This window comes from Pseudomonas sp. GV085 (genome assembly GCF_003050925.1).
Lineage (GTDB): Bacteria > Pseudomonadota > Gammaproteobacteria > Pseudomonadales > Pseudomonadaceae > Aquipseudomonas.
The window spans coordinates 57588-74119 of record NZ_QAOV01000017.1 but is presented as its reverse complement, the minus strand read 5'-3'; the positions used below and the strand labels follow the sequence as shown (position 1 = coordinate 74119).

4 protein-coding genes are annotated in these 16532 nt (G+C 64.2%); 1 reads left to right on the top strand and 3 read right to left on the bottom strand.

Annotated elements, in window-relative coordinates; all coding sequences use genetic code 11:
* Positions 1–54 precede the first annotated feature (54 nt).
* The gene (locus C8K63_RS26870; protein WP_108219442.1) at positions 55–414 is read left to right on the top strand and encodes a DUF6124 family protein; all 360 of its coding nucleotides are present in this window, start codon (positions 55–57) and stop codon (positions 412–414) included.
* Between the two features lie 148 nt (positions 415–562).
* On the opposite strand, the gene C8K63_RS26865 is transcribed toward C8K63_RS26870, so the two are convergent.
* The 3 genes from C8K63_RS26865 to C8K63_RS26855 form a co-directional block, all read right to left on the bottom strand.
* A complete protein-coding gene (locus tag C8K63_RS26865) occupies positions 563–1534 on the bottom strand; it encodes an alpha/beta hydrolase (RefSeq protein WP_108219441.1) in 972 nt (323 codons plus the stop codon).
* 93 nt (positions 1535–1627) lie between these two features.
* A complete protein-coding gene (locus C8K63_RS26860; protein ID WP_108219440.1) occupies positions 1628–13432 on the bottom strand; it encodes an amino acid adenylation domain-containing protein in 11805 nt (3934 codons plus the stop codon).
* Complete coding sequence (locus C8K63_RS26855) at positions 13429–16527, bottom strand: amino acid adenylation domain-containing protein (protein ID WP_108219439.1); 3099 nt, start codon at positions 16525–16527, stop codon at positions 13429–13431. Before C8K63_RS26855 ends, C8K63_RS26860 begins: the two co-directional genes overlap by 4 nt.
* Positions 16528–16532: the final 5 nt, after the last annotated feature.

Genomic DNA, 16532 nt, shown 5'->3' with positions numbered 1-16532 from the left:
ACCCTTCTTATTAGTAGAGAAGCGGTGGTAGCTCATACTTACAGGACCCAAATCATGTTCAAAGTTACTCCAAATCCGCCGGACTCCGACCCGGCCTCGCCGTACGAAAGCCCCGACTCCAAACAATTCCACGAAGCCGCCGAGCGCGCACTCAATCACTACCTCAACCCGGGCGCCAACATCATGGCTACCCCGCGCGCACCCGGCACCATGTTCATCGTCAACCCCGAACTCAGTACCGAAACCCTGCTGGTGCACGCCTGTGAATCGCTGGCGTCGGCCAATGTCATGGCCAACGATCTGGTGGATCATCTGCAGGGGACGAGCCGTAATGCGCTGTTGGGGATTGCGCAGGTGATCATGCTGGGGGAGCTGGCGGTGAATCGGGCGCTGGATCGGCTTGATCCGCCCTGATCACAATCTCCAGAACACCGATGTACCTGTAGGAGCGAGCCTGCTCGCGATGGCGGCGGCACATTCAAAATCAATGTGACTGACACACCGCCATCGCGAGCAGGCTCGCTCCTACAGGGGGACGGCGTCGCTGACACTACGCTATGCGTCAGACCAGACTCTCGCTGATCTGCCCCGCCAGTTGCGCCAGCATCCCCGGCACTTCCTGGACCATTTCGCCCATGCGCGCAAAGTCGTGGGTCATGCCGGACTTTACCTCCAGCACCACGGCTTGCCCCCCGGTCCGCAGTTGCTCGGCCCAGGCCAGGCCTTCATCGAGCAATGGATCGTACTCGGCCAGCCACAGGATGGTGGGCGTCAGCCGTTGCAGGCGCTCGGCGTACAGCGGCGAAAATCGCCAGTCGTTGCGGTCGGCTTCGCTGCGTTGATACTGCTGGTAGAACCACTCCAGCGTGGTGGCTTCCAGCAGATAGCCTTCGGCGAACCGCGTAAGAGACGGGCGCTTTTTTACCGCATCGATCACCGGGTACAGCAACACTTGCAGGCGCGGTACAAGCGGCCAACCCAATGGGTCCTGGGCAATGGCGATGCACAGCGATGCCACCAGGCTGCCGCCGACGCTGTCCCCGGCCAGCGCAATGCGCCTCGCATCCAACCCCAACGCTTTGGCACCGGTAATGGCGAGCCAACGGGTGATGTCTTCGGCATCGTTGTACGCGGTGGGGAAACGGTGTTCCGGTGCCAGGCGATAATCCGCCGACAACACGGCAAACTCCCCGGCCAGCGCCAGGCGCCGGCACAGGGTGTCGTGGGAGTCGAGGCTACCCACCACGTAGCCGCCGCCATGGAAGTACAACAATACCGGGAGCGGTGCCTCGTCCGGTTGCGGTTGCGGTTTGGCGTACAGCCGCGCATTGAGTAAATGCCCGTCCCGCGCCGCTACGCTGACCGCTGTCACTGTCAACGTGTCCGTCGGGGCCGCATCGAGTAACTGTGAGGTCTGTTCGAATTGCTGCCGCGCTTCGCCAGGGCTCAGCTCATGCATGGGCTGGCTTTTGCCACTGAGACGGCCGAACTCGGCCAGCTCTAGAAATCCTTCGATGTCCGGGTGCAGTGCCATGGGCGGTAGTCTCCAAAAATAAACAGGCTCGCCCAATAAACGAACCGTGAGGACCGTTCATTAGGGCGAGCCTGTTTTTGTCGCGGGCAAGCCCTAGAGCTGCGGCACCACCTCCCGTCCAAGCGCCGCCAGCACGGCATCCAGGCACTCATCCTGCTGCAGGATATCGAAGTGGCCGGCCGTCACCGTTTGCACCTTGCGCAGCCGTGGTTGCTGACGCTCCAGGGTCGCGCGTTCGGCTGTCGGGTTGCCATCGGCCCACCAGCAATGCAGCTCGGCTTGCGCAATCGGCAAGGTTTCGACCTGCCGTGACAGCGCCTTCAAGCGCGTGCTGACCATGAATGTCTGGGCCAACTCGTCGGCGCCGAGCAGCGCGTAACCGCTGGCCTGATCGCTTTGGCTTTCGATCACCGCGCGTATGATCCGCGCCACGGCGTCATGGTCCCCTGTCGACTCGCTACTCAACACCCGGGCGATCACCGCATCGTCCATGCCCAGGGTGACACCAAGGAATTCAGACAAATCCGCGCACCACTCCTCCGGGCTGGCGACGGCATTGGCCTGGGTCGGCACAAAGCTGTCCACCAGACCGAGGAACGCCACACGCTGGCCCTGCCGTTCGAACTGGTCACTCACCAGCAACGCCAACGCCCCGCCCAGCGACCAGCCCAGCACGTGATACGGCCCTTGGGGTTGCCGGGCGCGGATCGCCTCGACGTAGTCGGCGGCCATCTGCGCCAGCGAGGTGTCGTGCCACTGCCGGTCGAGCAGCATCCGGCATTGCACGCCGTACACCGTGCGCTCACCCTCCAGGCGCCGCGCCAACGGCTCGTAATCGAACACTGTGCCGAAACCGGCATGCAGGCAGAACAGCGGCGGCTGATCACTCACCACCTGATTAAGCAGCAACAGCGGTTGCGGACTCTGTCGCAGCGGCTGTTCATCGACACCGGACAACCCGGCAATCGTCGGCCTGGCCATCATGTCCCGCAGCTTGAGCTGGAAGTTCGGCTCATTCAGGGCACGCACTTTCGAGATCACCTTGAGGGTGCGCAGCGAGTCACCGCCCAACTCGAAGAAGTTGTCGGTAATGCCAATCTTTTCGATGCCCAGCACCTGCTGCCAGATGTCTGCCAGCGCCCATTCCAGCGGCGTGCGCGGTGCCACGTAGTCGCGACCGGTGAAGGCCGGGGTCGGCAGGGCCTTGCGGTCGAGCTTGCCGTTGGGGGTCAGCGGGAAGCGCGGCAGCACCACGACCTGCGTCGGCACCATGTAGTCGGGCAGGCTTTCGCGCAATGCCGCCTGACAACGCGGGCCGAGGCCGTCGTCTTGCGCCGCGACCACATAGCCCACCAGTTGCGGCCCCTGCCCGTTGTCACGCACCACCACCAGCGCATCGTTGACCCCGGCCTGCTCGCGCAAGCGGGCTTCAATTTCACCCAGTTCGATGCGGAAGCCGCGCACCTTGACCTGATGGTCGATGCGCCCGACGTAGTCGAACACGCCATCCTCGCGACGGCGCACCAGGTCACCGGTGCGGTACAGGCGCCCGCCCTCGGTGCTGAACAGGTCGGCGACGAAGCGCTCGGCAGACTGCCACGGGTGGCGATGGTAGCCGCGCGCGACACCGCGCCCGCCGATGTACAACTCGCCGACCATGCCCACCGGCAGCGGGTTGAGGTCCATGTCCAGCACGTGCAGGCTGCGGCTGCCGACGCGTTGGCCAATCGGCGCGTACATCGCCTGGCACTGGCCGTCGGCGGCGATTTTCCACAGCAGCGGCGTGACCACGGTTTCCGTCGGTCCGTAGCCATTGACCAGGAATTGCGGTTTGAGTGTGTGCTTGACCCGTTCGAAGGTGGCGTCCGGCACCGCATCGCCACCGAAGCAATAGATGCGCACCGGCGGCGGATCGCCACCCTGCAGTTCGGCGTGTTCGGCCAGTTGCAGCAGGTACGCCGGCGGGAAGCAGGCGACGCTGATGCGCTGGCGGTGCAGCACGGCCAGGGTCTGTTCGACGGTCCACAAGGTGTTGTCGCGGATCACCAGGGTCGAGCCGCTGATCAGCGCGGTGATCCAGCGCTCATGGGCGCCATCGAAGGCGAACGACATGAAATGCAGTTCGCGATTGTCCGGGTCCATCTCGTACAGCTTGGCGATGGCCTGCACGTGCATGCTCAGCGGCCCGTGGGCCACGGCGACGCTTTTCGGCTTGCCGGTGGAGCCCGAGGTATAGATCAGGTAGGCCAGTTGCTCGGCATGCACCGCGCATTGCGGTGCAGGCACCTCGACGTCGAGGTTCAAGCGATCCACCGCGACCATCGCCGTGCCTGGGTTGAGTTGCGCTGAATCACGCAGACGCTCCTGGGTCAGCAACAGGCGCATGTCGCTGTCGGCCATCATGTAGCGCAGTCGTTCCTGCGGGTATTGCGGGTCCAGCGGCACGTAGGCGGCGCCGCATTTCATCACCGCCAGCAGCGACACCAGCAGTTCCAGCGAGCGCTCCATGAACACGCCGATCACGTCTTCGGCCTGCACGCCTTGTTGCAGCAGATGCACCGCCAGGGCATCGGAGCGCCGGTCCAGTTCGGCGTAGCTCAAGTGCTCGGCGTCGCGGTCGGCATGGCTCAGCACCAGCGCCGTGTGATCCGGTTGCAGTCGCGCACGCTGGCGGATCAGTTCGTGCACCGGCGTCTCGTCACCCTCAGCCACCACCGGCAGCTCGCCGTCCAGCGCCCGGCCTTCGTCCAGGGTCAGCAGGCCCAGCTCACCGACGGCGCGCCCGGCGTCGTCGCACAGGCGCTGCATCAGGCTTTCCATGTGGCTGCGCAGGGTTTCGACGGTGGCCAGATCGAACTGATCGCGCTGGTGCATGTACTCGATGCGCAGCCCTTCGTCGAGGCTGACCATCAGGTCCATGGCGAAGCTGGTCAGGCCGAAATCGGACACGTCCTCGAAGCGCAGGGAGTCGCCGTTCCACTCGCGCAGGGTGCGGTCCACCGGCTGGTTTTCGAACACGATGATACTGTCGAACAACGACTGCCCGCCCTGCCCGGCCCAGCGCTGGATATCGCTGAGCGGGGTTTGCTGGAAGTCACGGATGTCGAGGTTATAAGCCTGGATCTCCCGCAGCCAATCGCCGACGCTGGCCTCGGTCGGCACCAAGTTGACCACCGGCAAGGTGTTGATGAACAGCCCGAGCATGTTCTGCGCGCCGTTGAGGGTTTCCGGGCGGCCGGACACGGTGGCGCCGAAGGTCACCGTGCGCTGGCCGGTGTAGCGCTGCAACAGCAACAACCACGCGGCTTGCACCAGGGTGTTGAGGGTCACTTGCTGTTGCTGGGCAAACGCCTGCAAACCCGCGGTCTGCTGTGCGCTCAGGTGCGTGTAGATCGCGTGATAACCCGCTTGCGGCGCCTTGACCGGCAAGGCGCGAGCCAAGTGCGTGGCGCCTTCCAGATTGCTCAGTTTGCCTTTCCAGAAGGCCTCGCTGGCTTCGGCGGCTTGCTGGCCGAGCCAGTGGATGTAGTCGCGATAAGCGGCCACCGGCTCGTGCTCATCACCGCTGTAATGACGCAGCACTTCACCGATCAGGCGCGACACACTCCAGCCATCCATGAGGATGTGGTGGTAGGTCCAGATCAGGCGATAACGGTCGTCTTCCAGACGCACCAGCAACAGGCGCAACAAGGGTGCGCGGTTCAACGAGAAACCGCGTTCGCGCTCCTTCAGGGCCAATTGCTGGACGCGCTCAGGCTGATTTTCCAGCCCGCGCCAGTCCAGTTCGGTCAGCAGTGACGGCGCGTCACGCAGCACCACTTGCAGCGGTTCCTTGTCGCCTTCCCAGAGGAATGCGGTGCGCAGGATCCCGTGACGTTGGGCAGCATCCGCCCAGGCTGCACGGAAACGTGCACCGTCGACGCCACGCACGCCCACTTCGATCTGGTTGACGTACAGCCCCGAGTCGCCGTCCTGCACCGAGTGGAACAGCATGCCCTGCTGCATCGGTGACAGCGGATAAACGTCCTCGACTTCGTCTGCCGTCAATTCCAGCGCCTGATACTGCGCTTCACTCAGTTCGATCTTTGCTGCCGGTGCAACCAAAGTCGGTATGGTTTGGTCCGCCGTGAGCGGTTGAGCGACCGTCGCCAGTTCGGCAAGGGTCGGGTGGCTGAACACATCCTTGGGCGAAATGCTCAAACCGGCCTTGCGTGCGCGGCTGACGGCCTGGATCGAGACGATGGAATCACCGCCCAGTTCGAAGAAGTTGTCCTGCATGCCAATCTGCGGCACTTCGAACAATGCTTGCCACACCGCTTGCAGCGTTGCCTCCACAGCATTGCGCGCTGCGACATACTCGCGAATTTGCTGATCCGGTTGTGGCAGCGCACGGCGGTCGAGCTTGCCGTTGGGCGTCACCGGCAACTGATCGAGCAGCAGTAAGTGGCTTGGCTGCATGTGCTCGGGCAGCGCTCTGCGCAGGTGTTGCTTGAGTGGATCGAGGGCGGCATCACCTGTGACGTAAGCCACCAGTTGCCTGGACTTGCCAACATCGAGGGCGATCACCACCGTCTCGCGCACCGACGGATGCTCCAGCAGACAGGCCTCGATTTCACCCAGCTCGATGCGCAAGCCGCGGATTTTGACCTGATGGTCGATGCGCCCGACGTATTCGATCACGCCGTCTTCGCGATAGCGCGCCAGGTCGCCGGTACGGTACAGGCGCTCGCCCTGCTCACCGAACGGGCTGGCGACAAAGCGCTCGGCGGTCAGGTCCGGACGGTTGTGATAACCACGGGCCAGGCCGATGCCGCCCAGGTACAGCTCACCGACGCAACCCTGGACTTGCGGTTGCAGGCTGTCGTCGAGGATGTAGGTCACCAGATTGGCAATCGGATATCCGATCGGCACGCTGAAGCCGCCGTCGTCGACACAGGTCCAGTGGGTCACGTCGATGGCCGCTTCGGTCGGGCCGTACAGGTTGTACAGGCTGACATCGGGCAGCACGCGGAACAGGCTGTGCTGCAAGTCCGCCGACAAGGCTTCACCGCTGCACAGGATCTGCCGCAGGCTGGCGCAACGTTCGAAGCCTTCGCCCTGGACAAACGCCTGCAACATCGACGGCACGAAATGCAGGGTGCTGACCTGGTACTGCTCGATCAGGCTGACCAGTCGCGCCGGATCGCGATGGGCACCCGGTTCGGCCACGGCCAGGCGTGCACCCACCATCAGCGGCCAGAAGAACTCCCAGACCGACACGTCGAAACTGAACGGGGTTTTCTGCAACACGGTGTCGCGCCCGTCCAGTGGGTACGCGCCCTGCATCCACGCCAGGCGGTTGTACAAGGCATCGTGACGGTTGGCCGCGCCCTTGGGTTTACCCGTGGAGCCGGAGGTGTAGATCATGTAGGCCAGCGATTGCAGCTCGACCACGCAGGGCAGGTTTTCTTCGCTCAGACCTTTGAGCAACGGCGCCATGTCGTCCAGGCAGATCGCCGTGGTGGCGGCTGGAATCGGCAACTGTTGCAGCAGATGCCGCTGGGTCAGCAGCAGGTGTACGCCGCTATCTTCGAACATGTGGTCCAGGCGTTCGCGCGGGTAGTCCGGGTCCAGCGGCACGTAGGCGCCACCGGCTTTCATGATCGCCAGCAAGCCGATCACCAGTTCCAGCGAGCGCTCGGCGGCGATGCCCACCAACACTTCGGCACCGACGCCCTGGCTGCGCAGGTAGTGCGCCAGCCGGTTGGCCTGTTGGTTGAGCTCGCGATAGCTGAGGGTCTGGCCGGCAAACACCAGGGCCGGTGCGTCCGGTGTCTTCAGTGCCTGGGCTTCGAAGCACTGGTAGACCGGGTGCACATCCGGCCAGGCCTGCGCGGTGCGGTTGAAGCCTTCGACCTGCTGCGTCGTTTGCGCGGCATTGAGCAGGCTCAAGCGCCCCAAGGGCTGTTGCGGCGCACTGACCATGGCATCGAGCAACGCCAACAGACGTGCGCTCAAGCCTTCGATGGCTTCGGCGCTGAACAGCGCCGTGTCGTAGTTGAAACGCAAGTCCAGGCATTCGCCCAGTTCGGCGGCAATGGCCAGGGGGAAGCTGGTCTGGTCGTGGTTGCTGATGCCGGAAAACTTCAACGCGCTGGCGTTACCCTGCTCCAGCGCTTGCGCCACCGGGTAGTTTTCGAACACCAGCAGGGTGTCGAACAGCGCCTCGCCGGAGTGACCGGCCCAACGCTGCACGTCCGCCAGCGGCGTGTATTCGACTTCGCGCAACCTGAGGTTGAGCGCCTGGACTTCATCGACCCATTGGCTGACCGTGCGTTCGGGGTGCGGTGTGGCGATCACCGGCAAGGTGTTGATGAACAGTCCGATCTGCTGCTCGATGCCTTGCAGTTCGCTCGGACGACCCGACACCGTGGCGCCGAACGCCACAGTCTGCTGCCCGGTGTAGCGCTGCAACAGCAACAGCCAAGCCGCTTGCAGCACGGTGTTGGGCGTGACGCGGGCCTGACGGGCAAAGCCGCTCAGGCGTTCGGTAGCTGCGCGATCCAGGCTCAGGTGCAAGGTGCGATGAGCATCGCCCTGCACCGCCACAGGCGTCGGCAAGGCGCCGGCCAAACGGGTCGGCTCAGTGAACAACTGCAATTGCTCCAGCCAGAACGCTTCGCAGGCGGCACGGTCGCGCGTGCCCAGCCAGCTCATGTAGTCGCGATATCGGCCAACACCCGGCGCCGGCATGACACCCGAGTAGCGTTGCAGTACTTCGCCGAACAACTGCGAGGTGCTCCAGCCGTCCAGCAAGATGTGGTGGTTAGTGAAGATCAGGTGATGGCTGTCATCGGCGGTCTGCACCAGCGTCAGGCGCAGCAACGGCGCCAACGTCAGGTCGAAACCGCGCAAACGGTCGTCCTCAGCCAGGCGATCCAGCGCTTCGGTCACCTTGGTTTGATCGCGCCAGTCGAGCACGGTCAGCGGCAACGTCGCGTCGACCAGGATCACTTGCAGCGGCCGCGAGCCGTTGCTTTCGCTGAAGAACGCCGCGCGCAGCACCTCATGGCGCTGCAGTGTCTGTTGCCAGGCATCGCGGAACGCCTCGACGTCGAGCCCCTGCACATCCACGCGCATCTGCGGCACGTAGGCCCCGGCATCCGGGGCGAACAGGCTGTGGAACAACATGCCTTGCTGCATCGGCGACAGTGGCAGGATGTCTTCGATCTGCCCCGCCGTCAGCGGCAAGGCATCCAGTTGCGCCTGATCGACGCGCACCAGTGGCACGTCGCTCGGGGTCAACCCGCCGGCACCGCTCAGGCAATGTTCGATCAGCTGCTGCAGTTCCAACCCATAGGCATCGGCCAGACGCTGCACGGTCCGCGGTTTGAACACTTCGCTACTGAAGGTCCAGCTTAAGCGCAGTTGCCCGGCGTAGACCTGGCCGTTGATGCTCAGGCCCCGGTCCAGTCCAGCCGACGCGCCCTGTTCGGCGCCACTGCTTTCCCGGGCCGGACGCCACGGCGCCTGTTCGTCGAAGCTGGCGTCGAACTGGCCCATGTAGTTGAAGGTGACCTGCGGCGACGGCAGATCCTCAAGGCCGGCGTCGGCCAGATAGCGCAGGATGCCGAAGCCGATGCCTTTGTCGGGCACGGCGCGCAGCTGTTCCTTGACCGCTTTGATGCTCGCGGCCAGATCACCCGCCGGGGTGAGTTTCACCGGGAAGATCGAGGTGAACCAGCCCAGGGTGCGGGTCAGGTCGATGTCGTCGAACAGGTCTTCGCGGCCGTGGCCTTCCAGTTTGACCAGCGTCGATGATTGACCGGTCCAGTTGCCCAGCACCCGTGCCAATGCGGTCAGCAACAGGTCGTTGACCTGGGTGCGGTACGCCGCCGGGGCATCCTGCAGCAGTTGGCGGGTCAAGGTGCTGTCGAGCACGGTTTCCACGCTCACGGCATGCTGACGGACCAGGCTGCCCTGGGGATTGTCGGCGGGCAGTTCCACCTGCACGTCGCGGTACTGGTCTTGCCAGTAACTGACCTGGCTGGCCAGTTCAGCACTTTGCGCATGGGATTGCAGGCGAGCGGCCCAGGCCTGATAGGCGCTGGTTTTCAATGGCAGACGCAAGGGTTGAGCCTGCTGCGCTTGTTGATACGCGGTTTGCAAATCTTCCAGCAGCAATCGCCAGGACACGCCGTCCACCGCCAGGTGATGCACCACCAGCAACAGGCGCTGACCCGCCGCGCCCATGTCCACCAACAAGGCGCGCAACAGCGGGCCATCCTGCAGATTCAGGCTGGCTTGCGCGGCGTTGCACAGCTCCAGCAACTCATCGGCATTGGCAGCCTGGCGCCGCCACAGCACCTCGACGCTGTTCCACTGCTCGGCCTGGGCCTGTTGCCAGACGCCATCGACATTACGCAAACGCAGGCGCAATGCATCGTGATGCTCAACCAATGCGACCAAGGCCTGTTGCAGGCTGGCGCTGTGCAGCGGCTCGCGCAGGTCCAGCAGCAGCGACTGGTTCCAGTGATGCCGGGCCTCGATGTCGTGTTCGAAGAACCAGTGCTGGATCGGCGTCAGCAACACTTCGCCACGCACCGGTCCCTGATCGATCACCAGCCCGGCGCTGCGTACAGCGACCTTCGCCAGGCTCTGCACGGTCTGGTGCTGGAACAGGTCCCGGGGGGTAATGCGAATCCCGGCCTGACGCGCGCGGCTGACCACCTGGATCGAGATGATCGAGTCGCCGCCCAGTTCGAAGAAGTTGTCGTCGATGCCCACGCGCTCAAGCTTGAGCACGTCCTGCCAGATCGCTGCCAATTCGGTTTGCAGCTCATCGATCGGCGCCGTGTAAGCCTGCTGCGCCAATGCTGCGTCGGGCTTGGGCAGTGCACCACGATCAAGTTTGCCGTTGCTGGTCAGCGGCCATTGCTCGAGTTTGATCAGATGCGCCGGCACCATGTAGTCCGGCAAACCGGCCTGCAAGTGTTCGCGCAGGGACTGGCGCAAATCGCTGGCGTCGCCGCTCGCGGTAAACCACGCGACCAGCTGCGGGCTGCCATTGACCTGTGGTGCCAGCACCAGCGCTTGTTCGATGGCCGGATGGCTTTGCAGGCGCCCCTGGATTTCCCCCAGTTCGATACGGAAACCACGGATCTTCACCTGATGGTCGATACGCCCGGCGTACTCGATGCTGCCGTCGGCGCAATACCGCGCCAGATCGCCAGTGCGGTACAGGCGTGCGCCCGAGTCGGCGGCGAACAGGTCCGGGACAAACCGCGTGGCGGTCAGTTCGGCACGCTGGTGATAACCGCGAGCGAGACCGGCTCCGCCGACGTACAACTCACCGACGCAGCCCTTGGCCACCGGGTTCAGGCGCGGGTCGAGCACGTACCAGCGCAGATCGCTGATCGGCTCCCCCAGCGGCGAGCTGTTGGCGCCATCGAGGTCGGCGCGGGACAGCGGCCGGTAGGTCACGTGCACCGTGGTTTCGGTGATGCCGTACATGTTGATCAGCAACGGTTGCCGGTCATCGAAGGCGTCGTACCACGGACGCAGGCTGGCCACGTCCAGCGCCTCGCCGCCGAACACCACGCAGCGCAGGGCCATGCCTTGCGCGTTGGCGCAGGCGAACGGCAGCAACTGGCGGAAGGCCGAGGGCGTCTGGTTGAGTACGGTGACGCGCTCGTCGCTGAGCAAGCGGGCGAAATCTTCCGGGGAGCGGCTGGCCGCGTGGGGCACCACCACCAGCTTGCCGCCGTAGAACAGCGCACCAAAGATTTCCCACACGGAAAAGTCGAAGGCATAGGAGTGGAACAGGCTCCAGACATCGTCGGCGTTGAAACCGAACCAGTGTTCCGTAGCACTGAACAGCCGCGTCAGGTTGCTGTGGGGCAGCAGCGTGCCTTTGGGTTTGCCGGTGGAACCGGAGGTATAGATGACGTAGGCCAGGTTCGCTGGCGCGGTCAGGTTCGGCAGATTGTCGGCACTGGCCTCGAGCAGCCAGTCGATGGCGTGATCGAGGCAGATCACTTCAATGCCTTCGTTCAACGGCAGGCGCGGCATCAGCGCCGAATCGGTCAGCAACAGGCGCGTGCCGCTGTCGGCGAGCATGTAGGCCAGGCGATCCTGCGGGTATTGCGGGTCCAGCGGCACGTAGGCGCCACCGGCCTTGAGGATCGCCAGCAGGCTGACGATCATCTCCAGCGAACGCTCCAGGGCGATGCCCACCAACACGTCCGGGCCGACGCCGCGCTCGCGCAGGCGATGGGCGATACGGTTGGCGCGGCTGTTCAGTTCGGCGTAAGTGAGGGTGACGCCGTCGCAGGTCACGGCGATGTTGTTCGGGTGCGCGGCGGCCTGGGCCTCGATCAGTTGATGGGCGCAAGGCAGGTTCGGCTGATCGCTGTTCAACCCGGCAGTGCGATTCCAGTCGAGCACGGTGGCCTGCTGCTCGGCGGCGTCGAGCATGCACAAGTCCGCCAGGGCAACCGTGCTGTCAGTGCAAATCGCTTGCAACAGGTTCAGCCAATGCCGGCCGAGACGCTCGATGGTCGAGGCGTCGAACAGTTCGGTGGCGTAGACGAACGACGCGTGGATGCCCTCGTCGCCCTCGACGGTGTCGAGCATCAGGTCGAACTTGGTGGTTTTCTCATCCCAGATCAGCGGTTCGACGCTCAGCCCCGGCAGGTCCCAGCGTTGCGGGCCGCCACTGTCGCGCTGGTGGTTGAACATCACCTGGAACAGCGGCGTGTGGCTCAGGCTGCGTTCCACCCCCAGGCCATCGACCAGTTGCTCGAAGGGCAAGTCCTGATGGGCCTGTGCGCCGAGGGCCGCGGCTTTTATCTCGGCGAGAAATTGCCCGAACGGCTGGTCGGCCCGTGGCTGGCTGCGCAGCACCTGGGTGTTGACGAAAAAACCCAGCAGGTTTTCCACGTCCTGGCGGGTACGGTTGGCAATCGGCACGCCGACGCGGATGTCCTGTTCGCCGCTGTAGCGATGCAACAATGTCTGCAACGCCGCCATCAGCAGCATGAACAAGGTGCAGCCTTCGCCGCGGGCAAGATCCCGCAATCGAGCGGTCAACGCAGTGGAGATTTCCAGCTCGACACTGGCGCCCTGCTGGCTCGGGATCGCCGGGCGACGACGGTCGGTCGGCAGGCTCAGTGGCGGGTGTTCATGGCCCAACTGCCCGCGCCAGTAATCCAGCTGGCGCTCGGCCTCGCCGGCCTCCAGCCACAGGCGCTGCCAGCGGGCGAAGTCGGCGTACTGGATGCCCAGCTCCGGCAGCTGCGCAGGCTGCCCGGCACTGAACTGCGCATAGAGCCGGGTGAACTCCTGCAACAGAATCGGCAACGAGCCGCCGTCGGTAACGATGTGGTGGAAGGTCAGCACCAGTACATGTTGCTGCGCATCGAGGCGGATCAGGCGGCAACGCATCAACGGGCCGTGCTGCAGGTCGAACGGCTGCTCGGCGTTCAGGGCGATCTGGCGTTGCAACTCAAGCTCGTCACCAGCGCTGATTTCAACCAGCGGTGCATCCATCCGTGGGTGAATCTTTTGCAGTACTTGCTGATCATCGAAGACGAAGGTGGTGCGTAGCACTTCATGACGCTGCACCAGCGCGCTCAGGGTTTGCGCCAGTGCCTCGCGGTTCAGCTCGCCATTCAGGCGGAAGGCACCGGTCAGGTTGTAGGCGGTGGCCTGGGGCTGCATCTGCCAGAGGAACCACAAGCGCTGCTGCGCGTAGGACGCCGGCAGCGTGTCTACGCTGCGGTCCCGTGGCGGAATCGGCAGCAGTTCCAGGGTCAGCCCCTGGGCGTGCATCTTCTGTTGCAACGCACGCCGGGCGTCGGCGCTCAAGCCGCAGAAACGCTGGGCCAGGGTCATCATTCTGTCCGGTGCGGCACTCATCGCGCGTGTTCCTCATCCACTTCGTCGAACAACGCTTCAAGGGCGTCTACATCGTTTTCTTTATGCTCACTGTGGTGGCGGAACTGCTCGATCTGCGCCGCCAGGCGTTCCAGGGTGTCACCGTCGAAAAACAGCTTGAGCGGGATCGCCAGGTTCAGTTCTTCCTGTATCCGCGCACGAATGCGCGTGGCCAGCAACGAGTGCCCGCCGAGTTCGAAGAAGTTGTCGTGCACGCCGACACGCTCGACGTGCAGCGCTTCGGCCCAGATCGCCGCCAGGTTTTTTTCCAGGTCGTTGCGCGGCGCGACGAAGACGCTGCGGCGCACATCGAGATCGAGCAAGGCCTGGCGATTGAGTTTGCCGTTGGGCATCAGCGGGAAACGCTCCAGCACCTGCAAGCGCGCCGGTTGCAGGTGCTCGGGCAGCGTTTCGGCCAGATGGCTGCGCAACTCGTTGAGGCGGATGTCGGCGGTGTCGGCCGGGGACACGACGAAGCCCAGCAGTTGCGGGCCGGTCGGGGTTTCCCGGGCAATCACGGCGGCGTCTTCGATGCCGGGAGCGCTGCGCATGGCCGACTCGATTTCGCCCAGTTCAATGCGGAAGCCGCGGATTTTCACCTGGTGATCGACCCGGCCCAGATACTCCAGCACGCCCTCGGCGCGATAGCGCGCCAGGTCGCCGGTGCGGTACAGGCGCTGGCCCGCCGCCTTCGCGAACAGGTCGGGGACAAAACGCTCGGCCGTCAGCGTGGCCCGTTGCAGATAACCCCGGGCAATTCCGGCACCGCCGACATACAACTCGCCTTCGACGCCCACGGCCACCGGTTGCAGGTCCGGACCGAGCACGTGGATGCGCATGCCGGCAATCGGCTGGCCGATCGGCACGCTGTCATCCGCTTGACCGAGCAGCAGCTCCCAGGCCGAACACCACACGGTGCCTTCGGTCGGGCCGTATTCGTTGACCAGCGCCACCCCCGGCAATGCCTCGCGATGTCGCTGCACCAGTGCATTGCCGCAGGCTTCGCCGGCGACGATCACACAGGCCAGCGTCTGCTGGTCGAGGTGTTCGAGAATCTGCGCGTGGTACGACGGCAAGGTCAGGTAATGGGAAACCTCTTCACGCTGGATCAACTCGGCCAATCGGGCCGGATCCTTGTAGCTGTCTTCGTCCGGCAGGCACAGGGTCGCGCCCTGCCCCAGCGCCCAGAAAACCCCGGCCACCGAGCTGTCGAAAGAGAACGACGAGAGCATCAGGAATGCCCGCAGCGGCTGGCGATAGAAGGCATTGCGCGCCAGGGTCGAGGCCACGGCATTGGCATGGCTGATCATCACGCCCTTGGGTTTGCCGGTGGAGCCGGAGGTGTAGATAACGTAGGCCAGGTTGGTGCTGTCGCCTTGTGGCTCAGGCCGGGTTGGCGCGGCGGACCAGACTTCGGCCCCCGACATCAGGGAAATGGTCCGCTCACTACGTAATGCATCCGGCAATGCCTGGCAGGCCAGCACTTGGCGCGCGCCGGTGTCGGCGAGCATGAACGCCAGACGTTCGATCGGGTAGTTCGGGTCCAGCGGCAAATACGCAGCGCCGGCCTTGAGCGTGCCCAACAGAGCAATGACCATTTCCAGGGAGCGCTGGCCGTAGACCGCAACGATCTGGTCCGGCGCCACGCCTTGGGTGCGCAGGGTATTGGCCACCTGATTGGAACGCGCATCCACTTCGGCATAGGTCAGGCGCTGGCCGTTGACGCTCACGGCGATGCGTTGCGGATGCAGGCGCGCCTGTTCGCTGAACAGTTCTTGCAGGAAGCGGCACGGCAATGTCTGCTCGGTGGCGTTCGGGTTGAAGCCTTCGATCAGGCGGCTCAGTTGTGCGTCGTTGACCAGACTTGCCTGAGCCAGTGTCAGCTCGGGCGATGCCAACAATTGACGGCTGAACTCGACAAACTGCTCCAGCCATTCGACCAGCATCGATTCGGGCAGCGCCCCGTCAAGACACGACAACTGCAACTGATCGCCCTGTACACGCAGGCGCAGGACTTCGGGGTTGCCGTCGTCCACCTCGATAGTGCTTTCAATGCCGGCCTGATAGACGAAGCCATAACGCAGCGGCGCGGTGCCTTCAGCGCTCAGTTCGAATTCATTGAGGCAATCGAGCCACGACAGCGACTGTTCGACGCTGGCGGCAAACGCCACCAGCGCTTGCGCCAGGGTTTGCTGGCTGCGGTGCTCGAAAGCCACCGGCAATCGCCGGGCGAAGCGTCCGAGGGTGGCGCTGGTTTGCTCGTTGCGCCCGTCCACCTGCCAGCCCATCAGCAGCTTTTCCTGATGGCCGATGCGCGCAACGAATGCGGTCCACAGCAATAGCGCCAATTGCTCTGCTTCTACGCCCGTTTCGCCAGCGACCCGTTGCACGCCGGCCAGCCACGGGGCGTCGATCAACGTTGCCTGATGACGAAGCAGCGTGACAGCGACGGCTTTTTCGAACGGCAAGCGATGGGCCACGGCGAACTGCTGTTGCAGATTGCGCCAGAACGCCGCGCCCTGGTGGCCGATATCCTCTTCGCGCAGTTCTTCCTGCCATGCGCTGTAGTCCAGGTATTGCAGCGCGTCCTCGTCGCCGCCCAGGGTTTCACCGCGCAGCAGGCTGCCCAGTTCACTCGCCAACACCCGCAGCGAGGCCTCGTCGAAGCTGCTTGCCGGGGCCAGCAAGGTGATGAGCGGCTGCCCTGCTCCGTCTTCAACCTGCGCCACCACCAGCGCCTGATTCGAATCTTCAACCATGACTTCACGGCTGCGGCTCAAGGCCTCGGCCACCGAAGGCTGGCTGCCCAGCAGTGTGAGCGGCAGCGCATCGCACAGGCTTTGCACCGGCCACTTCATGCCTGGCAGGCGGCGGTACAGCGTGCGCAGGACTTCATGGCGCCGGCCCAGTGTTTCCAGTGCCGTGCGCAACGCCTGAATATCCGCTGGCCTGGCGACGGGCAACGTCAGCGCGGCAAACAACGGCCGTGCGCCCAGCTCCTGGGCACGCAAATAAAAGGCCTGCTGGGCCGAAGTCTGGAATACGTCTACCGAAGGTTCGAGGGCGGTGGTGTTCATGTCGG

Coding starts and splice junctions, on each gene's coding strand:
- C8K63_RS26870 (WP_108219442.1), top strand. CDS start 55: ATGTTCAAAGTTACTCCAAATCCGCCGGACTCCGACCCGGCCTCGCCG.
- C8K63_RS26865 (WP_108219441.1), bottom strand. CDS start 1,534: ATGGCACTGCACCCGGACATCGAAGGATTTCTAGAGCTGGCCGAGTTC.
- C8K63_RS26860 (WP_108219440.1), bottom strand. CDS start 13,432: ATGAGTGCCGCACCGGACAGAATGATGACCCTGGCCCAGCGTTTCTGC.
- C8K63_RS26855 (WP_108219439.1), bottom strand. CDS start 16,527: ATGAACACCACCGCCCTCGAACCTTCGGTAGACGTATTCCAGACTTCG.